The organism is Paenimyroides aestuarii (assembly GCF_024628805.1).
GTDB lineage: Bacteria > Bacteroidota > Bacteroidia > Flavobacteriales > Flavobacteriaceae > Flavobacterium > Flavobacterium aestuarii_A.
This window is the reverse complement of sequence record NZ_CP102382.1, coordinates 686,069-708,133: the sequence shown is the minus strand read 5'-3', so window position 1 is coordinate 708,133 and position 22,065 is coordinate 686,069. Positions and strand designations below refer to the sequence as shown.

At 33.8% G+C, this 22,065-nt stretch carries 19 protein-coding genes; 7 read left to right on the top strand and 12 right to left on the bottom strand.

Annotated features, from left to right (window positions below; all coding sequences use genetic code 11):
• Positions 1–61 precede the first annotated feature (61 nt).
• The 4 genes from NPX36_RS03445 to NPX36_RS03430 form a co-directional block, all read right to left on the bottom strand.
• Entirely contained in the window at positions 62–409 is a 348-nt protein-coding gene (locus NPX36_RS03445; RefSeq protein WP_257500029.1) for a hypothetical protein, read from the bottom strand.
• A gap of 76 nt (positions 410–485) precedes the next feature.
• Positions 486–947 (bottom strand): hypothetical protein, encoded by a 462-nt coding sequence (locus NPX36_RS03440; protein WP_257500028.1) that lies wholly within the window; start codon positions 945–947, stop codon positions 486–488.
• A gap of 66 nt (positions 948–1,013) precedes the next feature.
• Positions 1,014–1,472, bottom strand: a complete 459-nt coding sequence (locus NPX36_RS03435) for a hypothetical protein (RefSeq protein WP_257500027.1) — start codon at positions 1,470–1,472, stop codon at positions 1,014–1,016.
• Position 1,473: 1 nt separating this feature from the next.
• Complete coding sequence (locus NPX36_RS03430) at positions 1,474–2,136, bottom strand: helix-turn-helix domain-containing protein (RefSeq protein WP_257500026.1); 663 nt, start codon at positions 2,134–2,136, stop codon at positions 1,474–1,476.
• 90 nt (positions 2,137–2,226) lie between these two features.
• On the opposite strand from NPX36_RS03430, the gene NPX36_RS03425 reads away from it, so the two are divergent.
• The 7 genes from NPX36_RS03425 to NPX36_RS03395 all read left to right on the top strand — a co-directional run bounded on the left by NPX36_RS03425 (position 2,227) and on the right by NPX36_RS03395 (position 12,059).
• Positions 2,227–2,613 (top strand): YbjN domain-containing protein, encoded by a 387-nt coding sequence (locus tag NPX36_RS03425; protein WP_257500025.1) that lies wholly within the window; start codon positions 2,227–2,229, stop codon positions 2,611–2,613.
• A 71-nt stretch (positions 2,614–2,684) separates the two neighbouring features.
• Positions 2,685–3,377, top strand: a complete 693-nt coding sequence (locus tag NPX36_RS03420) for a PspA/IM30 family protein (RefSeq protein WP_257500024.1) — start codon at positions 2,685–2,687, stop codon at positions 3,375–3,377.
• A 123-nt stretch (positions 3,378–3,500) separates the two neighbouring features.
• On the top strand, positions 3,501–3,692 hold the full coding sequence (locus NPX36_RS03415) for a DUF4177 domain-containing protein (RefSeq protein WP_257500023.1): 192 nt from the start codon (positions 3,501–3,503) through the stop codon (positions 3,690–3,692).
• A 12-nt stretch (positions 3,693–3,704) separates the two neighbouring features.
• Positions 3,705–4,361 (top strand): hypothetical protein, encoded by a 657-nt coding sequence (locus NPX36_RS03410; RefSeq protein WP_257500022.1) that lies wholly within the window; start codon positions 3,705–3,707, stop codon positions 4,359–4,361.
• An 11-nt stretch (positions 4,362–4,372) separates the two neighbouring features.
• Positions 4,373–6,490 carry a flotillin family protein gene (locus tag NPX36_RS03405; RefSeq protein ID WP_257500021.1) on the top strand — a complete coding sequence of 706 codons (2,118 nt, stop codon included), beginning with the start codon at positions 4,373–4,375 and terminating at the stop codon, positions 6,488–6,490.
• A 67-nt stretch (positions 6,491–6,557) separates the two neighbouring features.
• Positions 6,558–7,010, top strand: a complete 453-nt coding sequence (gene tnpA / locus NPX36_RS03400) for an IS200/IS605 family transposase (protein WP_257500020.1) — start codon at positions 6,558–6,560, stop codon at positions 7,008–7,010.
• A 219-nt stretch (positions 7,011–7,229) separates the two neighbouring features.
• Positions 7,230–12,059 (top strand): DNA repair ATPase, encoded by a 4,830-nt coding sequence (locus tag NPX36_RS03395; protein WP_257500019.1) that lies wholly within the window; start codon positions 7,230–7,232, stop codon positions 12,057–12,059.
• Positions 12,060–12,345: 286 nt separating this feature from the next.
• Here the strand turns inward: NPX36_RS03395 and NPX36_RS03390 are convergent, their stop codons facing one another.
• The 8 genes from NPX36_RS03390 to NPX36_RS03355 all read right to left on the bottom strand — a co-directional run bounded on the left by NPX36_RS03390 (position 12,346) and on the right by NPX36_RS03355 (position 21,968).
• Positions 12,346–13,038 (bottom strand): hypothetical protein, encoded by a 693-nt coding sequence (locus tag NPX36_RS03390; RefSeq protein ID WP_257500018.1) that lies wholly within the window; start codon positions 13,036–13,038, stop codon positions 12,346–12,348.
• 877 nt (positions 13,039–13,915) lie between these two features.
• The gene (locus NPX36_RS03385; protein WP_257500017.1) at positions 13,916–14,437 is read right to left on the bottom strand and encodes an STM3941 family protein; all 522 of its coding nucleotides are present in this window, start codon (positions 14,435–14,437) and stop codon (positions 13,916–13,918) included.
• A 204-nt stretch (positions 14,438–14,641) separates the two neighbouring features.
• Positions 14,642–17,467: an MSEP-CTERM sorting domain-containing protein gene (locus tag NPX36_RS03380; protein WP_257500016.1), complete on the bottom strand. Its 2,826-nt coding sequence runs from the start codon at positions 17,465–17,467 to the stop codon at positions 14,642–14,644.
• Positions 17,451–17,990: an exosortase K gene (xrtK, locus tag NPX36_RS03375; RefSeq protein ID WP_257500015.1), complete on the bottom strand. Its 540-nt coding sequence runs from the start codon at positions 17,988–17,990 to the stop codon at positions 17,451–17,453. Before xrtK ends, NPX36_RS03380 begins: the two co-directional genes overlap by 17 nt.
• 549 nt (positions 17,991–18,539) lie before the next feature.
• Positions 18,540–19,988 (bottom strand): nicotinate phosphoribosyltransferase, encoded by a 1,449-nt coding sequence (locus NPX36_RS03370; protein WP_257500014.1) that lies wholly within the window; start codon positions 19,986–19,988, stop codon positions 18,540–18,542.
• Positions 19,951–20,382, bottom strand: coding sequence for a hypothetical protein (locus NPX36_RS03365; RefSeq protein ID WP_257500013.1), 432 nt, complete (start codon positions 20,380–20,382; stop codon positions 19,951–19,953). The genes NPX36_RS03370 and NPX36_RS03365 overlap by 38 nt, the downstream gene beginning before the upstream one ends.
• A complete protein-coding gene (gene prs, locus NPX36_RS03360) occupies positions 20,360–21,202 on the bottom strand; it encodes a ribose-phosphate diphosphokinase (protein ID WP_257500012.1) in 843 nt (280 codons plus the stop codon). Before prs ends, NPX36_RS03365 begins: the two co-directional genes overlap by 23 nt.
• 73 nt (positions 21,203–21,275) lie before the next feature.
• On the bottom strand, positions 21,276–21,968 hold the full coding sequence (locus NPX36_RS03355; protein ID WP_257500011.1) for an NUDIX hydrolase: 693 nt from the start codon (positions 21,966–21,968) through the stop codon (positions 21,276–21,278).
• Between the last annotated feature and the right edge of the window lie 97 nt (positions 21,969–22,065).

The following is a 22,065-nucleotide window of genomic DNA, read 5'->3' as shown; positions in this document are numbered from 1 at the left end:
TGAAAAAAATATTTGATAGAAACAAAAAAAAACTCCAAAACATGGCATAGTTGTACTGATTTTAGTTCTTTTTCACAAGAACCAGCCAATCATGTTCTATGAGCATATATCCTTGATCGTAAACAAAATAATAGGTTACGTTAGATTTTGTGGTGTATATGGAAGTGAACAACGAAAAATCGAAACCTAAATCGAGTAGTTTTTTACGGTTGATTTTTGTTTTCCCATCGGGATTGTTTTCGCATAAAATACGGTAATTTTTGCGAAGGGTATAGTTCACCGTTCGCATAAAATTGGTGGTATCTTTATTCAGTTTATTGTTGTAAGTGTTGCGGCATGAGTCGTTACAAAATTTTTTATCTTCACGCCCAATGATTTTCTCGCCACATTCTAAACAATTTTTGCCCATTTTTATTTTAAAGATACAAAAGTGTTTCTTTAAAATTAAAAAAAAATATTTTTTTTGATGTACTTTATTGCAGTCCTTATTGAAAGTCAAAAGTTTGAATTGCTTTAATATTCTTTTCTAAAGTATCAAAAGTGACATGTATATATTTAAAATTGGATAATGTTCTGTCGTCAGAAGCATTAAAAATTAAGTTATTCTCTATTCCTTCTCGCTTAATTAATCTTTCACTAATAAAATTTTTCGTATTGAATGTTTTATTGTAGTTTTTTATCGTAACATTTGTTCCATCAGTTAAAAATGTTTCATAATAGGTGCCTAAAAATTCCTTTTTAGTCCTTAGTTTTTCAACATGAATATTTAATGTGTAATCTGTCTTTACGGAATCAATAATAATAAACATATTCGTATAATCATTAGTATATTTCTTATCATATTCGAAAGACAATTTCTCTAATAAAGAAGCTTTTTTTCTTCCACATGAAGGAAAGTAATTAATGATTGTAAAAATCAATGTTAGATATAATAAAAATTTCTTCATTGAGTGTTTTTTTATTAATTCTTTAAATTGACTAGGATATATATGTTTATGAAATAAAAGAAAAATCTACTTCAAAAGCACTAAGTGCTGTTGCAGTTCATCGCGCACTTCCATGTAGTTTTTGTAATACAAACTCGAAAAAACGGCAATTGCTTTTTTGTCTTGAATCAAATAACAATATTCGTGGTATTGTGCTCGTTGTTTAAAATCGCGAATGGCAAAACCATCAATAGCATCCATCTGAAAAATCTTTTTAGTGCCAAATCCCAACAGTTGTTTTACTTCAATGGTGTTGTTGGAAATTTTTACAGTTGCCATGCGCAGGTTCATTTCAATAAAAAAGCCCCAAATAACAACAAACAAACTTACCAATCCGCACAGAACCAAAAATACCGTTAAGCCCCAATGCCAAGTGTCTTGAAACATGCGTAAAAATTTGTTGACAATAAAGGCCGTTAAAACCGGAAAACTTAAAATTAATAAACTGTAAAAATAGGCGGTGTTACTTAATTTTGACTGAACCATTTTATATTTTTTTTTCAAATTTAGCGTATAATTTCCAAAAGCTTTGCAGGTTTTCAGTATTAAAATCTTCCGATTTCCATTCGTTTAGTTTCAAATTGATTGTGGATTGATTTTGATTATAAGTGCCAATAAAAATTTCGTTGGATGTTAAAAACATTCCGTACTGATTGTTTAGGGTGTGCAATGTATCAATTTGTACTTGTTCAAAAAACAAAATGGTATATTCGGGCATATTCATACTTGCAGGCGCAGCAATTTCGTGCGTAAATTCCAAAGCAATAAACTTGTTCGAGCTATACATGGGAAACGTAATCAGTTCTAATCGCTGCATATCAAAAGTTCCTTCTTTAATATGATGAATGGCTTCGCGCGATATAAAGGGAATATTTGTAAAATTTTTTTGCAATTTTTTTTGACTTTCTTCCTTAAAATAGTCGTTAAAATTCAATATTTCGTTTACTGAGAGTTGTTTTGTCAGTAAATGTTCCAATGGTATGCTAAAATAATTAGCAATTTTTATAACGCTTTCTAATTTGGGTTCAGCACGCTGTTCTTCATACGAAGAAATATTGCCACGTGTTAAGCTAAATAGTTCTGCAAAAGCTTGTTGACTCAAATTTTTTACATTTCGTAACTTCTTTATATTGTAACCTATTTTACTCATTTCAAAAAAAATTAAAAAATTGCTAATTATATTTGCAAAAAGTAGTATCTTTATGCAAAAGATATGTGCAAGATACAAAATTAATTTACAATGCATTTTTTAAACGTCGAAAAATATATTTTAGATACCGGATATAGTATCAAATATAAAAGTAAAGAAGAAGGTATTTTCGTAATAGAAAATCTGGCAGACGGTGTTCAAAACTTAATCGTTGGTGTGGCCACACCGGTGTTAATTTTTGAGCAATACCTGTTCACTTTGCAGGCAGACAATTTACAAATATTTAAAAGCCTGCTTATGAAAAACAGAGATATTATTCATGGTGCTTTTGCACTTACAGATGATGGTTCAAAGGTAATCTTTAGATATACCTTGCAAATTCACAATTTAGATTTTAATGAATTTGATGCAGCATTGAATTCATTAAGCTTGTTGTTGAGTGAGTATTCTGAACAACTGATAAAATTTTCAAAGTAAAACTTTTACAAATAGTTTTTTTAAAAAATGATACAGTGAAAGTGGAATAAATAATTAAAAAATTAAAAGATATGAGTATTTTTAAGCGAATTTTTAGAATAGGTCAGGCCGAGATACATGCGGTGGTTGATAAAATGGAGGATCCTGTTAAAATGACCGAACAAGGAATCCGTGAAATGAAGCAAGATTTAGATCAAGCAATGGAAGCTTATGCAAAAGTGAAAGCATTGGCAATTCGCACTTTTAATGCGGCAGAAGAAAAAAGAAACGCAGCTGCCGATTATGAAAGCAAAGCCATTTTGTTGCTTCAAAAGCTTCAAAAAAACGAATTGGAAGCCGATTTGGCCGAACGTTTGGCGAAAGAAGCATTGCATTTAAAAAAGCAACATATAATTGAAGCCGAAACCTTGGAAAATCAAGCAAATGCACACGAAGATTCGGCAAACGAAGTGCACAAAAACATTGAAGTGTTAAAATACAACATCAACAAATGGGAAAGCGAATTGGCAACCATTAAAGCACGTGTTCGGGTGGCAAACGCAACAAAAATTGTAAACAAACAATTAGCAAAAATGGATTCAAACAGCACCATTAGCATGTTGGAACGAATGAAAGAAAAAGCTGAAGAAGACGAAGCTTTGGCAAAGGCTTATGGCGAAATGGCAAACAATCAAACCAATGCTTCAGACGAGATAGATCAAGCATTGAACAACCATTCTGCCGATGCCGATTTAGAGGCTTTAAAAAAACAATTGGGCATGTAAAAACAGTTGTTTAGCTATTAGTTTTTAGCGTAAAGTGTGTCATTCCGACGTAGGAGGAATCTCTAATGTTTTCTTCGTTCAATTAATAATTCAAAAGGATTAATAATAAATTAAAACATTTTTATGAAGCGATTTGAATATAAAACCATAGAAATTAAACCAAAAGGCACTTGGAGTTGGAAATTCGATATTGTTGAAATTGATAAAATTTTAAACGATATGGGCAGTCAAGGCTGGGAATTAGTGACAAAAGAAAGTTTAGACACTGGCGGAACATCTTACAGTTTTCATCTAACTTTCAAACGAGAAATATAACAATTATAAAAAATGACCGAACTTTTAAACCTTTTATTTCACCCCTTATCAAACGGAATCATGACCGTGCTTACAGGAATATCTTTGCTGTACTGGGTTTTTATGTTTTTTTCGGGTGATGGAATGGATACCGATGCAGAATTTCACATGGGTGATGTGGCCGATGGAGAAGTTGCTGCCGAAACCGATGCCGAAATGTCGTTCGGTTCTAAAGTAATGGAATTTATCAATATCGGTAAAATGCCTTTAATGGTAATCGTTACCCTTTTTAAATTCATCGGTTGGATTCTTACTTTGCTGTCTTCTATTTTTTTAGGATTAGCAAGTTGGGGTATGAAATCGGTTTTAATACTCATTCCGGTTTTTATAATTACCTATATCATCATGCATTTTGTAACCAAACCATTAGTAAAAATGTATAAAAATTTAGGCTACAACGGCGACGAATCGATTGATTTTTTAGGAAGAACCGGCACATTGAAATCAACCATTGAAAACAACAAGATGGGTATTTTAGAAGTTGTTATTCAAAATGATGTTTTTCGGTTAAATGTAAAAAGCTATCAAGGCATCCGCATTGAATATGGTGCCGAAGTAATGATTATCAAAAGCGTAGAAAACAATATCTACGAAGTAAAACCAAATATAACCCTACATAATATAAACTAACTTTTTTATCAATGAACAAATTATTAATTATCGACGGGCTTTCGGGCGTGTCTGGCGTAATTTTATTAGCACTTGGCGTAATTGTATTCCTAATCCTTTCGTTTTTTGTAGTACTAAGCATGTTCTACAAAAAAATTCCACAAGGAAAAGCAATTGTTCGTACAGGTATTGGCGGCTCTAAAGTAGCTTTTAACAAAGGAATGTATGTAATTCCGGTATTCCACAAAATGGAAATAATGGATATTTCGGTAAAAAAAATCGAAATTGGGCGTATGCAACACGATGGCTTAATTTGTAAAGACAACATTCGTGCCGACATTAAAGTAGCATTTTTCGTGCGCGTAAACAAATCGGTTGACGATGTCATCAATGTGGCTCAAAATCTAGGATGCGACCGCGCAAGTGAACCCGAAACGTTGAAAAGTATTTTTGAATCAAAGTTTTCAGAAGCATTAAAAACCGTGGGTAAAAAATTCGATTTTATCGAACTATATGAAGCCAGACGTGAATTTCGCGATGAAATTTTAAATATTATTGGTACCGATCTAAACGGGTATATTTTAGACGATTGCGCCATTGATTATTTAGAACAAACTGAATTACAGTTTTTAAGCGCAAACAATATTTTAGATTCAGAAGGAATTAAAAAAATCACCGAATTAACGGCAAAACAAAACATGAATGCCAATTTAATTCGTCGGGAAGAAGAAAAAGTAATCAAAAAACAAAACGTAGAAGCGCGCGAAGCCATTCTAGAATTAGAGCGTCAGTTGGCAGAAAAAGAAGAACGCCAAAAACGAGAAATCGATAATATCAAAGCACGCGAAGAAGCAGAAATTGCAAAAGTGCGCGAAGAAGAACGTTTAAAATCGCAAACCGTGCGCATTTCAACCGAAGAACAATTGGCTGTACAGGAAGAAAACAAACTGCGTCAAATTATTATTGCAGAGAAGAATAAAATCCGTACAGATGCCATTGAAACAGAGCGTGTAGAAAAAGACCGTGCATTAGAGCAAACCGAAAGAGAACGTATTGTTACCTTGGCACAGATTGATAAAGAGCGATCAATTGAAACCGAAAAAAAATCTATTCAAAATGTGATTAAAGAGCGTGTTCAGCTAGAAAAAGGCGTGGTAGAAGAGCAGCAAAATGTGCGCGACGTTGAAGTGTATCGCGAAGTGGAACGTAAAAAGCAAGCGGGCGTAATTGCAGCATCGCAAGAAGCAGAAGAGCGTTTAATTGCCACCGTAAAAGCAGCCGAAGCGTCTAAAATCGCAGCAGAGCAAGAAAAAGAGAAAAAAGTAATCGATGCCGAAGCAGAAAAATTAGTTGCAGAACGCAAAGCTCAAGAAGTATTGATCGATGCCGAAGCGAAGAAAGAAGCAGCTGCAAAAGAAGCCGAAGCACGTAAAATTATTGCCGAAGCACAAGCGAAAGAAGAAGCTGCCATTGGATTATCAGAAGCAGAAGTAATGATTGCAAAAGCCGAAGCCGAAGAAATTCAAGGAACAAAAACCGCTGCGGTTATCGAAATTAAAGCCGAAGCAATGCGTAAAGAAGGTTTGGCACAAGCCGAAGTTGTTCGCGAAAAAGCACTAGCAGAAGCTAAAGGTATTGAAGAAAAAGCCGAAGCTATGAAAAAATTAGACGGCGTTGGTAAAGAACACGAAGAGTTTAAACTACAACTACAAAAAGAAAAAGAAATAGAGTTGGCGCATATCAATATCCAAAAAGATATTGCATCTGCACAAGCCGAAGTATTATCTGAAGCGTTGAAAACAGCTAAAATTGATATCGTTGGTGGCGAAACCATGTTCTTTGAAAACATTGTTCGTCAGGTTTCTAACTCAAAAGGATTTGATCACTTAATCAACAATTCGCAACATGCGTTAGATATAAAAGAATCGTTATTGGGACCAGATGGAAAAGGCGATTTAGCAGAGAAAATTCGTGGCATGGCTGATAAATACGGTATTTCATCAAACGATATTAAAAACCTTACCGTTTCGGCAGCCTTAATGAAATTGCAACAAGCAGCAAGCAGCCAAAACAATGAAGAAGATGCTGGTTTTATTAATTCGCTATTTGGCTTGGCAAAAAACCTGGGTATATCAAACAAGAAGTTGTAGGTAAACTTTTCTGAAAGGGAATCTGTATCAACCCAAGGTATATTGATGAAGTAATGATAATCAGATTATGGCGCAATCCTTATCAAAATTGTACGTACATATTGTGTTTCATACCAAACACAATCAACCTCTGATCAGTCCAGAAATAGAGAAGGAATTGTATGCATTTATCGGAGGAATCATTAAGAAAAATGAATCAATTCCTATAAAAATTGGAGGAACAGAAGATCACATTCATATTTTGGCAGCAATGTCCAAGAATATCGCTTTAGCAAAATTAGTAGAAGAAATTAAACGAAACAGCAGTAGATGGATTAAAACCAAAGATGCTAAATTTCAAAGTTTTGCTTGGCAAGGAGGATATGGCGGGTTTTCGGTTAGTCAATCTGTTTTGGAACGTGTGAAAAATTACATTGAAAACCAGAAGGAACATCATAAAAAGATTTCTACTCAGGATGAATATGTGAAGTTTTTGTCGGAATATATGGTTGATTTTGATGAGAACTACTTGTGGAAGTGACTATATGCTGCCCTTTCAGGGCGAAGTCTAGATATTGATGTCAGCCCAAGGCGTTGCCTTGGGTTCACATAGAAAAGGCCTTCAGCCTTAAGAAATGGTAAGAATTTTCCCTGAAAGGAAAACATATAATAGCCCAATGGCATCGCCTTGTGAGATATGGCATCGCCTTGGGAGATAAGGCATCGCCTTGTAAGATAAGGCAACGCCTTGATAAACAAAATGAATATGCAAGAAAATCAAAACATACAGCTCGATTCTGGAACCTACGAAATCATTAAACGTCGGCTTCAGGCACAGAAAGAGGAATTGCTAAACCGACTGAGTCAGCTAAACAATGCACGCAAAGAAGTTTTCAACTCCACCAACTTTGTATTGAAAGCCAACCAGCGTATCGACACAGAAAATACCTGTGCGGCTAGAGGAATTGTGGCTATAGAAAATCTTTGTATTTTTGGGTATAATGTACATTTTGGTTTGCGAACCGAAATAAAACTGAACGATGTTTTTAGTATTTATCAATTTGAAAACAATCAATTTATACCCCAATCATTAGATTTAATAAACGATGCTAATTTTATAACCGATTATCAAAATCTTTATAAATATTACCGCGATTCTATCTTTTCAAAGTTCCGAAAAACTGAAAATTACTTGTACATGATTTTTCAAACAAGTAAAAGTGTAGATGACTTAAAGGCTTTTAAATGGTTGATCAAAGACGGCCAATTGATTTATCAAGATGATCGCAGCATTCATGAAGTAAAGCAACCTGCACAATTTGAATTTCAATGGATTAAAACCAATTTAGAAGACCGCCGCTTAGGAAAATTCCCTCATATTTCAATTTTAGATAAAGTTTTTATTGAAGCATTGCACGGCGATATAACTTTTAAAATTGAAGATAATACGGAAACAGGTAAAGGTGTTTTTAGTGAAAAAGTAACTCATTTAGACCAGCAATTAGACGATGCCGAATACTATTATGCCGATTTAGGTAATTTAATAGCCGTTCGCATCAAGCCGTATCAAGAAGATTTTCGGGCTTATGTTTTCAATTTGCGCACTAAAGAGGTGATCAATCTTCCATCGCTTAATCATTCAGCGATTTTGTTGCCAGATAATCAGGGAATCATTTTTTCAAACGGATATTATCTGCAAAATGGCACGCACAAAGTCTTCGATTCACAGCTGGAAAACGTTCAGTTTCTTCGCAAGATTGCATCGCCAAACGGAGAAGATTTTCTATATGTTTTTAACCATCGTGAAAGCAATACGTTCATTCTTATGTCGTATAATATTATTCAGCAAGCGGTTGAAACGCCCATTGTTTGTAACGGATTCACTATTTTTAAAGACGGTAGTTTAACCTATTTTAAAACCGAACCCGATGCAACGCGCCATCATCAGGTGCAGATTTGGGAAACGCCTTATATGGCTGTTTTAAAAGAAAACGAAGCACGCAAAAACGACCCTTTATACAAAGTGGGCAACAAACAAATTGTGCAGGCAATGGCAGAAGCGCAAGAAGTGATTCAGCTAGCAAACAAAGAAGATTCGTATGAAGGTTTATATGAAGAAATTCTCAAAAAAACCACCACCTTGCTCGATTCTTATTTTTGGATTAACGATGCTTCACTAAACGATTTAGGAACACCATTAAGTCAGTTAAAAGAAGTGGCCAATACGGCAATCGATGAATTTGTAAAAGTTCAGGCACAACGCAAACATGCAGATGAATTGTACCAAAATGCCCAAAAAAATCTCGAAGAACTTCTTTTTAAGGTAAACAGCACCACGGTTGAAACACTAGATCAATTGGTGCACTTGCTCGCAGTTGCCCGAAAGTTGCAAGGCGAATTTATCGACTTAAAAAATGTGCGGTATATGCCTTTGGAAAAAATCGAAGCTCTTACAGTGCGTTTACAAGAACTTGTGAACGATTTATCCAATCAAACTATTGAGTTTCTTTTACAAGACGAAGCTTTGTTGCCTTATGAGCAAAAAGTGGCAGCACAAAAAGAACAAGTTGCAGCTATTGAAAAAGTGTTTGCTACCAAAGCAGTAGAGCAAACAAATAACGAAATTTCATCGGAATTAGAGTTGTTGATTGACATGCTGAACAGTTTAAAAATTGAAGATGCAACACAAACAACAAAAATTGTTGAGAAAATATCGGTTATTTTTAGCTCCTTAAACGAAGTTCGTGCGCAACTTAGCCGAAAAATTCAAACCCTAAGAAATCAAGAAGCCGGTGCCGAATTTGCAGCACAATTAACCTTGCTAGAGCAAACAGTAACAAATTATTTAGAATTAGCAACATCGGCAGAAAAAACCGATGAATACTACACCAAAGTCATTGTTCAGCTAGAAGAACTGGAAAGTAAATTTGCAGATATTGATGATTTTGCTTTAAAAATTGCCGATAAACGCGATGAGGTAGTGAAAGCCTTTCATATCAAGCGCGAACAAATTGTATCACAAATAAACAAGCGTGCTGATGCCTTAGAGCAAATTGGTTTGCGCGTGCTTAAAAACATTGAAAACAAAGCAGAAACCTTTACAGCGAAAGAAGCTGTTTTAAGCTTTTTTGCTTCTGATTTAATGGTAGATAAAATACGGCAATTGGTGACCGAGCTAAAAACACTGAACGATATTTCGAAGGCTGAAAATTTAGAAAATTTATTAAAAAAAGCACAAGAAGACACCTTGCGCATTTTGCGTGATAAAAAAGAATTGTATGTAAACGGTGAAAACATCATTGCACTAGGAAAGCACCATTTTTCGGTGAACACACAAGCATTGAGTTTAACCTTGGTAAACCGCAACAACGAACTTTTTTATCATTTAACCGGAACCAGTTTTTACCAAAAGGTTCAAAACGAAGATTTGGTTAACTATAAAGATATTTGGAATCAGGAATTGGTTTCAGAAAACAGTGAAGTGTATCGCGCGTCATATTTGGCATATCAAACATTTTTGGCACGAAATCAAAAAGATTTTCAAGCAGAAAATTTCATTAATCAATCCGTAGAAAAAAAATATTCCGAAGGATATATTAAAGGCGTGCACAACCACGACGCTTTGCTTATTTACAATGCCTTGGCTGCGGTTGAAGATAAATTGGGCGCATTGCGGTATTCCATTTCCACCCGGGCTATTGCACAGTTGTTTTGGCATTCGCTGCAAGATACGGTACAACAGAAATTACAGGCCTATGTTCAATCGGCTCATTTGGTGTTGAAAACGTTTCCAAACACACCACACTATCAATCGGCAATTGTGCAGATACAAGCTTGTTTCGAGCAATGGGAAACCCATCTAGATCTTACCAAAATTGATAAAAAGCAAGTGGCAAATTACTTGTTTGAAACCTTTAGTTTGTATAATAAATTTGCAGTGAGCGAAACCAGCACACTTTTAAAACAAGATTTTTTAAGGGTTTTAAACGATAAAAGGTTAGCCGCCGATTTTCAGAATGATGTGCAAAACGAGCAGTTTTCTGCTACCGATCGCTATTATTTAATTTTAAATTGGTTGCATGCTTTTGTTGATGAGCATGTTGATTTAGAAAGCTATCGAAAATATATCGAAGAGGCAGCCGTTCTTTTATTATTTTCTACCGAAGAATACCAATTGATTTTTGCGAACGATGCTATTGAAGTAAACGATTTAAAAGGAAACCACAACAGCCTGCAAAACGGATTGTTTCAAATAGATTATTATGAATTTACAGAAAAATTAGCCGATTTCACACAGCACAAAGCACCTCGGTTTGAAGCATTCGTGCAATTAAAAAATCAATTGAGTTCATCGTATGAAAAATCGCTAAAAATAAATGAATTACAACCAAAAGTGCTTACTTCATTTGTGCGCAACAAATTAATCAACGAGGTTTATTTTCCGCTGATTGGCAACAATTTGGCAAAGCAATTGGGCACGGCAGGCGATAATAAACGCACGGCGCGCATGGGAATGTTGCTCTTAATTTCGCCACCTGGTTATGGAAAAACCACGTTAATGGAATATTTAGCAAAAACAATGGGGTTGCACTTTGTGAAAGTAAACGGTCCCACCATTGGGCATTCAATTACATCGATCGATCCATTAGAAGCCAAAACATCAGGTGAACGCGAAGAATTGAAAAAAATCAATTTATCGTTTGAAATGGCAGACAACGTGATGCTTTACTTAGACGATATTCAGCATTTAAGTTCGGAATTCTTACAAAAATTTATTTCATTGGCCGATGGGCAGCGAAAAATTGACGGGATTTTTGATGGTGAAAGTAAAACCTATGATTTGCGTGGGAAACGTTTTTGCATTGTGATGGCGGGAAATCCGTACACCGAAAGCGGTTCAAAGTTTCAAATTCCGGATATGTTGGCAAACCGAGCCGATGTGTATAATTTGGGTGATGTGATAGGCGATACCGAACATTTGTTTCATTTAAGCCTATTGGAAAACGCAGCAGTCGAAAACAAATACCTGGAAAAAATTGTGAGTAAATCGTTCACTGATTTTTATACTTTGGTTGATTTTGTGACGCAAAATGCAGAGCAATTACCTGATTTAGAAGGAAATTATAGCAAACAAGAAATCGATGATTTTGTGGCAGTAATGAAACATTTAATTACAATTCGCAATTTGGTGATTAAAGTAAACCAAGAATATATTCAAAGTGCTGCCATGCAAGATGCTTACCGCACCGAACCGGCATTTAAAATGCAAGGTTCCTACCGAAATATGAACAAATTGGTGGCGCAAGTAGTGCCTATGATGAACGAAAAAGAAATCAACGATTTGATGCTCACGCATTATGAAAGCGAATCACAAACGCTCACTGCCGATACCGAAAGCAACTTGTTAAAACTAAAAGAGCTTGCCGGACTACTCACAACCAATGAGAAAATTCGTTGGCATGAAATTAAAGAAATGTTCCGCAAAAACAACAAGCACGGCGGTTTGGCTAAAGATGATAAAGTGTTTGCCGAAATGCTGAACTTAAACGAAAATCTGGAAGGAATTATTAAGGTTATTAAAGAAAAATAAAGGAAGTCAATTGGCTTCCTTTTGGTTTTGTTTATAGAAAGCGATACACTCTTTTTTATTTCAGTTTCATTAGTCCTTTTTTGCGATTGGCAAACAAAATGTACTGTTTGTGTAGCCGGCTCTTTTTTGTATATATGTTAACGTGGCGGCGGATTTGACATGTAAGGGATTTCGAGGCACAAAAGCCGAATTTATTATTAAATTTTAATTGAATAACTGCCGTTGAATTTTGCACTTCAGCCCGCCTGACGCAAAACGTTTTATACGTTAAGAGCAGTTTTTTTAATCAAAATTCAAGTTCGTCAAAATCCTTAATTTCAGATAATCTTAAAATTTTTTTTATTTTCATATTTTCCAAAGTTTCTCTGTATTTAACATTGGAGTCATCATCGTCATATTTATTTAGATTATCTCTTGTTAGTTTCTTATTAGTCAAAAAATTTATACTCACTTCATATTGCGGAACTGGACCACGGCTTGAATACGAGTCGTAACCAATTAATTCCATATCTCCGTTTTGATACCTAAATGTGTAACCCCAATTCCCGTATCTTCCGTGACCATAACTGATGTGTAATTTTCCTTTTTTTATTTCAACATAAAGTTCAGGAGCAAAATATACACCGCCATCTTCATTCTCGGAAGAAAAACAATCGTAATTTTTTGAAGCTAATTCGTAAAAAGCTCCTTTGTTAAATAGTACAATAATACCTCTTCGATTTCGGTCTAATTCTCCACGGTATTCATCTTTTATGAATTTACTTTTGTCAGTTCCTTTAATAATAAGAACAATATCTTCCAATCCATCTTTGTTTAAGTCTCCTTTTATTTCGTCCCAACTTCCAGATGAAATTCCGCCTTCATACTTATGAATTACATATCCTTTTGGTATAAAGTCAGATGGATTTTTGTATTGTTTGACTTGACCAAAAACAGAAACTGTCAAAGTAAGAAATAAAAATGTTAGTTGTTTTTTCATTGTGTAGTTGTTATGTACTTGCCAATAACGGTTATTTATTAGAATAGTTGCGGTTTTGTATGCAAGGATTTTCCGAAGAAAAATGAGGCACTATAAATACTTAATGATTTTTTATTAAGCACTAAGCCGTAATTATTTTTATACAATGTTAGCATGTCGTTTTTTTGTTTATTAATTTTTACTTTTAAAATTTTCTACATAATTTTCTTTCGAATTCAGAAATTCATTAACTGAAACATATCGTATTTCAACATTTTCCATTTCAGTTTTTATTTGTTTTCGAATTCCGTAATTGTTTGATTCCAATAAGATAAATTTTCCGTTTTCAATTCTGTAGCGAATTACAACGAACTGCCCAATATCAATATCCTTATTTTCTGAATAGTCTTTTTTATCATTTTCCGAAATAATTGTTCGAGAGTGCTCTCCTCTTAATCCCCAAATCCACGATTTTAAATATACATTATTATCATTGCCAAGTTCTACTTTTTTAATTTTCCACTATTCGTTGTCCGATTTGCAAGAAGTCAGAAGTAAGATGATAAGAAATAATTTAATTATATATTTCATTTAATTTTCTCAATTTAAATTTTGATTATAAAAGTTGAATTTTCGTTTTTCGTACCGTTTTTTTCAAATGCACGCCATTGAGGCGGCGGTTTTGCGAAGTTCTTTTTACGAGCTTGCCTAGGAAGAGATTTTGCAAAACCGACTTTCTTGTTGCACCACTCAAAAATAGAAAAAAATGGAATCTTACTTTATGCAAGTACAAAAAAAATACTTTTCAAAAAATAAACCTCGCTTAATAAGGCTTTAAACGAGGTTTGAAACTCTATATGTTTTCTGATAAATGGGAATTGTGCAAGGGTTGCAGATGTTATACGACGCTTTTCATTTTTCTGTTTAATATTTCGAGTAGTTTTTGTTGCTTGATATTTAGAAAATCTTTATAAATAGAATATTGTGCGTTCGCTAAAGGTTTACTTATCTTGCTGAGAAATTTATAGAACCACATATTTGAAAAATTTTCTGTTGGCTTTTTCAGTTCAATAAATATTTGTCTGTTTGTCTTAATTCCGTAATAATAGTTATTAACTATAAAAAATGATTTCACATTGTTAAATTCAATAGTTTTAGATGAAGTTAAAACACTATGAATTATTATTTGTTTATCAGTAATTACTAAAAGTGGTTTTTTTCTTCCCAACAATAAAATTGATAAAACAATTCCAAAAGTAATTAATAAAAAAATTAAAACAAGAATTACACTCTTAAAAGGTTTTTCTTCAAAATCAACCATTTTGTCACCGAGAAATATTCCGAAAACAACAAACGTTGTAGATATAAATAAAAGTAAAAACGATGATAATTTGTTTGTATAAAAGTTTAATTCTTCCAAGTCAATTTTTGGTTTAATTATATAATACTTGTGTTTTCAAATATAGTCACAATATGTTGTATAGCGTTTTACCACTTTGCGAAGGCGGAGATTTTTAGCACAATAGTTCAACCGAAAAATTGCATTTTGGCTAAGCACTTTCTTGTCCTACGAAGCACGAAACGCCAGACTTTCTTATAAGTGATGTTACTACACGTACTTTATTTATTCGGTCAATTGTTTTTTTCGTTTTTCTCTGAACCATAATATTAGTCCAAGAAGAATTATCAACAAAATCAAGCTTGGTTCGCTCATCCTTTGAGTATCTTCTCCAAGGTCTAAGGATTTGTTACCTGATAAAACCTGTTCTTGTTTCTTTTTCAGCATTGCTTTTTGTGCTTCGTTCTCTACCACTAAATATGATGTTACAGGTGTCATTACTTTTGATATGAAACTGTATTTTACCATATTCAACCATTCTTTGTCTGAAATTTCAGGATGCAGGATTTGCGAAATCCATTGCCCCTGCATTGTCAAGGCAGATTGCCAATTCTTTTCTTTAATTTCTGTTTCGGAAACATCAAAAATATCCTTTCTCAAAATGATGCTTGGTTGATTATTGTTCGCTAAATAGGCAACAGAATTGTCCGTTAGCTTGTATTCCAAAACAGTTTCACAAAACATACATTCTCTTAGAATTTCAGGCAGTTCTTTTATTGGGTTTTCTGTCAAAGAATGCTCTCTTAAATTTCCTTTCTTGTCAAGATTGAAAAACAAGTCGCTTTCAGGAAAAGTAAATTTTAAGTCTGCAAAATCTTTGTCTAAAACAGCATTTTCAATACTGTCTGTCACTACTACAATTACAGGGTATGTTTTCGATTTATCTTGATAAGCATTAAACAAGGTTGTTCTTATTGCTCTGTCTAAATAATAACCGCCTTCAAAAGTTTGATTTTTATATTCTCCTTTCCAATATTTATCTAAAGTAGTGGTAGTTACATAGCTGTTTACAAAACTGATTTTTGCGTTTTCCGAAAGTGGTTGATTGGCTTCAATAACTTGTTCAATTCTTTTAATGAAATCGGTTGAATTACTGTTTTGGTTTTTAGAAGCGTTAACCAAAAAATGAAAATAGGGTTCACGTTTGACCGTTTTCAATTTTTGTTTTTGTCGGGTTGAAACGTAGGCTATATTTTCAGTTTCAATCTTTTCATAAATGGTTTCTTCAATGTTTCCTAATTCAATTATGTTGTTGTCAATGTTGAGCGTAATTGGCTCTTTATGTAAGAACTCTATTCCCGTTTTTCTCACTTCATCTTTTGCAAAAGGAAATACTCTAAATGCAACTTTATTCCCTGTCAAATAATATAGAATTCCCGGGTCTCTATTTTCATTTCGGATTTGTGAAAATATCCACATTGCTGATTTTTTCTCTGCTAAAATACCTGGCTCTTTTACGTCACCAACATAAAGGTAGTAATCGCTAATCCAACAACCTTCAGGTAAATTAATCGTTGTGGCATATTCAGAAAACCAAGTGTTTCCACTTTTGTTGGTTATTTCCAAGTCAACCCAACTTTTCCAAGCATTTTGAGATTTATCGTAAGTGCTGTTTGTGGAAATATTACTTAACTGAACATTGTCGTTTTGGATATTTTCAGGTCGTAAATCAAAAGAAGTGTTGCCAAAAAATATTTTTTCAACGGTGTTGATTTTAGAATCAGACAAAGTAAGGTTGTCCATAACCAACCAATTGAAATACGAAGACAAATAGGGAATTCCATTGCCAAATATTCCACCCCTGCTATCTCTGTGGTCTTTATGGCTTTTTATAACATTAAGCGTTTTTTGAAGCGAAACTTTATCAATGTTGTATTGTTTTGAGTAATCAGGGTTATATAAATATGAAAGGGTTTCATCTAAAACGCTTTTGTCTTTTAAATATGTTATGGTGATAAAAGCGGGAATTACCAAAAAGCTCAATAACGAAATTCCGATGATGATTTTTTTGGAAAGCTGTGTTTTTAGGTAAGTAAAATCCTTTGAAAGCTCGTTGATGTGAATAACGAAAAGTAGTAAAGGGGTTAGCATTAAAAATCCTGTCCCTATTGCAATAATTGCAATTACTGATAAAGGCAAAAAGGGAAGAAACACTAAAAAGAAATAGAATGTGTAGGCAAATGTTACACTTCTTCCGATGAACACAAATAGTCGATATAGTTTGTTTTCAAGGTTGGGTAAGCAAACCAATATGCCATTAACAACAGCAAGAATATAAAACCAAGCATTATTGAAATCTCCAAAAATCCCTGAATCACTCGGTCCGAAATTATTAAATAGGTGTCCGTTGTTTACTGCTAATCCTATTAATGGAAGCACTATAGCAATTGGAATTTTCCAAGCTAATTGGTATTTCTGCCATACTTCTGCCTTTTTGGTAGCTAGTATAAAAGCGCCCCGAATTAAGAAAAAGAGGAAAACTAAAGTAGCAGTAATAACAAGAATCACTATTGCGTGAACGCTAAAGTCCCTGTCAAATGGTTGCCATAATGGAAGAATGATTTGAGTAAATAAGTAACCTGCAATCGGAATTCCAATTGCAATTAAAAAGTTTATCCAAGCTTTATGTTCTTTGCTTTCAGGTGTAAAATGAGAAACCAAAACGAATAATGAATAGGCTAGTGTCGGCATTAGAAATGTCCCAACATATAAAAAGATGTTGCCCGAAACCATCCATTGAGGGATTGAAAATGGAATGATTTTGTCTAAATGGTAGCCGTATAGGTAAATGAATGGTATGTAGCAAAGTAGAGCTATTAAACCAAACCATACAGAAACATTCTTTTTCTTTAAAGTCAAATAAACAGCATAAGAAAAATTCAGTAAACCAAGTACTCCCAACGAAAAGCCAAAAGTTTTCCAAAGTTGGATATTGTCATCTTCCAATAATGTTTTTATGATATTAAACTGACCAAAGAAAAGGAAGAACAACACGACCAACGGTAGCGTGTTTATAACAAATAGCCATTTCGGATTAAGCAAATTTCGCATTGTATCGTTTGTGGATTAATAATTTCTCAATTAGTATGTAAGCTAAAATCAGGAAAGTCAGATTCGTAATTATGCCAATAGCTTCGTGTATGATATGTTGTTGGTTCAGAAAAATGCCTTTTGTCTGAGTCTGTACAATGATAGAGGCAAAAATCCTTGATGTATTTACAAATATCGTCAGTAGATAAGCTCCAATTAAAGCAGTCGGAATTGTAAGGATTTTGCTTAAAGTCTTGTCAAAGTGTTTTACTGTCAAGTAAGTAAAAAGAAGGAAGCACAAAACCCAAAAATTAAAACCCGAGCAAGATTTGTCAATAATGATGTTTAAGTTTTCGTGGAAATAACCACTTTCGGAGAGATAAATGGAATGTGAGCCTGTCAAAAGTCCAAAAAGTTTGTCGGTCGGATTGAGAAGAAAGGTTAAGTCGTTATTGTCAGCAAGTGTAAAACCAAATTTCAGCAATATGAAAAATCCAACTGCTGTCAAATAATATGGTATGTTCTTGTTTGTTTGTACTGTCATTTTTTATATGTGAGGTACTATAAAACGGCTTTTTGCAGATGAGGATTTTTAGCACAGAAACTGATTAAAATATCAATTGTTTAATTATACAAAAAAATTTATTAATATTTCTTCTGCAAACTTGCATACCCCCATTCGCTAGTTGCACCACTCAAAAATAGAAAAAAAATAGAATCTTATTTTATACAAGTACAAAAAAATTCCCTTTCAAAATACTTTTCAAAAAAAACCTCGCTTAAAAAAGCTTAAACGAGGTTTGAAATTCTATATGTTTTCTGAAAAATGGGAATTGTGCAAGGGTTGTCTGTATTGTGCGTTCTTTCTTAATTTTTCTTCTATTTATTTCTATACGGACAGTTCAACTTCTTTTTCAAGTTGATTCATTTTTGATGTGTCGTTCTAAAATGCCTGCCAACGTTGAAGTATTTGCATAGTTGGGAAATTAGGATTCCGTCAGCTCAAATTCAACAGAAAAGGTCAATAGAATTCCAAATGTTGAATCACTTCCTTCTCTGCTTCAATTACTCAAATACCCTTTGCCTGCCGTATTTATTTTATCCGTTTTCTAATTTCTGCCAATGTTTGGTCAATCAATAATTCTCCGTCTCTGAAAATTTCTTTCAATTCACCTTGTTTTTCTTGTTCCCAGGTTGCTTGGTCTATAAGTTTGTAAGTGCCATTTTCGAGTTCGATTTTCATTAATCCTTTTGCAGATTTTTTAGTTCCATCGTCAGTAACAGGGTCTTTGAAGATTTCTCTGCCTTGTCCGTTTACTTCACCGTAAGTTGCTTTCATGGCAAAACCAAAAGTATCTCTCGTATTGTATTGGTAAGTGTATGAACCAATTCCCAAAACTACGTTTGTTGAAGCAAAACCTTTCTTTTTAAGTCGTTCACATATTTGAGTTGCTCTTGCCACTGTAATGCTGTCGCCATAAATTGCACCAATATGGGGGTCTAATTCTTTGAATCCTTTAGCGTTTGTTGTACCACCAAATGTTTCCCAAAGCAATTCTATTACGCCTTTTTTCTCATTGTCATTTTTACCATTTGGATTGCCACAAATAATGTCAACAGGATCGCCACTGTCGGGTCGAATAACTACTTTTCCTTCTCTGTTTAATACTTCGTTTTTAAGTTTGGGTAAATATTCGGTAAGTACTTTCCATAAATCCCAAGTGTCAGAAACTATTGAAACAATGCCTTTTGGGTAAACATCGCAAATCAATCTTTGGAAAGTTCCAATTTCATCTTCAATAGTTCCCATACACATTACGCTGTGTTCGGTGGCTGAAACTGAACCACCAATTAGTTCTTTTTCAGAATCAGCATTGTAATACTTTTCTAATAATGAGATTGCAGGAATGGTATCTGTTCCGCTAAAGCTCAAAAGGTGTCCACTAGCTGAAATTAAACTTGCCTCTATTCCTGCCATCCCTCTCATTGAAAAATCGTGACCTTGCCAATCTACGAATTCAGGGATTGATGAAGTTTCAAGAGCAAATTTGTCTAATACTTTTCGGTATTGTTTGGCAATAGTTGCAGATGTGCAAGGCATCCAAACCACCGCCGAAACCAAAGTTTCAAAATAATTAGTCAGCCAAAAAAACTCGGGCAGGGTGTTGTACATGGTAAACATAGGTACTCTCACAGGTACGCTTACACCTTCGGGCAATGCCTTTATTACCATCGGTATATATCCCAAATCGTGTAAATCTTCAATGTGTTTAGTGCCAACTTGATTTTCACCCAAATAATTATTTATGCGTCTTGAGTATTCGGCAACTACTTTTTCTTTTGGTTGTTTGAAAAAATAGGTTTCAAAGTCTTCTAAAATGTATTTTTTAATAAAATATTGCAGTCCAAAAAGCACAACATCATCTACTTCTTCAATACGACTTTTTCTGGGGGTCCAATTTGAGTAAACCAATGTCGTTCCGTTAGGGTATTGTCTTCTATGATCAACTTTGTAACCATCTGTTAATAGTAAAGGATTCATATTTTTTTGTTTTGGTTGTTAATACTAAATTATTTAATTCGTCAAATACTTGCTTTAAACCTGCTCTATCGTCTAAATATGCATTTGCATATATTTTTCTGCTTGTTGATTTATGGAAAGGTGGGTTTTCATTAATAGCATCAAAAGGAATATTATTTTCTTTAAAATAACCTTTTACAAAGTTGGCATCTTCTTGTCCTGTCCAACAAATCAGGTAGCAGTTTATTGATTTTAAATCTTGTAAAAGTTTGATTACATCATGGTAGATTCTTCCTTTTTTGTGAAAATCATAAACGGTATCGTCAAAATCGAAAGCTATAACCAAAGTGCGGTATTTATTATATTCCTCAATTAATCTGTTCGAGGATTTTTTAGTGTTGAGATAAAAGTCCATTGTTAATCTTTATTTGAGTTAAACAATCACTTTCTATGTTCTTGATCGAATCAGTAGTAAAAATTCGTTCAAAACATTTTAAATCATGAAAACCTTTGCTGAAAATACCGTGGCTAACTGCCAAATACAATTTTCCTGCATGTTTCTTTTTTAGTTCTTCGGCTAATCCAATGAAAGTTCCACCACCATCACAAATGTCATCAACTATCAAACAATCTTTACCTTGCAAATCATCAGCATATACTTTAAAACCTGTTAGCTTACCTGTTTTTACATTACGACTTTTACTGCATTCCACCACTTCAACTCCGCCCAAAAATTCGGACACTTTATAGATTTTTTTCAAAGCTCCACCATCTGGGGAAATCAATAAAACTTCGCTTCCAATTGCTTGAATTACTTGCTGAATAAATTTATGATTGGTAATCACTTCGCAATTATTCAAAACTGCTAGCGTAACTTCTGAATGAGCATCAAAAACAACAACTTTTTTGAAATTGAAAGTATTGATAATATCGGCATAAACTTTTACTGAAAGGGGTTCGCCTTTTATCATAACTCTGTCTTGCCTTGCTGCTGGAAAATAGGGAATAATCAAATTTTCTAATTTTGCTCCCATCCTTTTCAAAGCATCAACTGCCAAACACAACAACCCTAAATCATTAAATGAGTTAAGTCTATGAGTTATTGTAATGCTTTCAGATACATTAAAATTTGGATTTATTTTGATGTGTGGCTCACCACCTGAAAAAATAAAGTTTTCAAACTGTATTTCTTCGCCTTGTTTGGGCTTGAAATCTTTGTCTAAATTCAATATCATAGTTTTTTATTTTGTGTAAATTATACGCAAAGTTAGATTAAATATTTTAACTGCCAAATAATTTGTGTAAATATTACGCAAAATTAATCTCGAACAAAAATCCGCTCTTATGTAATTTGCTATATTTCTGTTTATTAAATCTAAAAAGTTTGGCTGGTCTGCCTTTTATTTTATTACCATATTTTTCCGTTTCCTCAATTATATCATAACTCAAAATTTTTTTTCTGAAATTTCTACGGTCTATTTCTTTATTCAATATGGTGCAATAAAGATTTTCAAGTTCAGAAAACAAAAACTCTTTTGGAAGCAAATCGAAACCAATAGGTTGATAGGTAAGTTTACTTTGTAATCTAAGCTGTGCAGTAGCTATAATTTCTTTGTGGTCAAAAGCCAATTCGGGAAGGTTATTTATTGGAAACCACTTAGCCTCTTCTGCATCGCTGTCGGCTTTCAATATTAGCTTTGTAGAGTTTATCAGTGCAAAATATGCGACTGAAACTACTCGAAATCTTGGGTCACGGTTAATATTATCGCCAAATGTGTAGAGTTGTTCTAAATAATTCACCTTTATTCCTGCTTCTTCTTTAAGTTCTCTGTTTACTGCGTCATTCAAGGTTTCGTTGTCCTTAACAAAACCTCCAACCAAAGCCCATTGGTTTTTTAATATGCCAAATTTTTGTTTAATCAGCAAAACATTCAACTTGTTGTCGGCATATCCAAAAACTATTGCATCTACTGCTAGTTTAATATTCTGTTTTAATTCCATTTTATATATGCGTATAATTTACGCAAATATATTGATTTTTTCGTAAATTTGTCTTTAGCAGGGTATCTAAAATGTCCGACAACGCCCCGAATCTAGC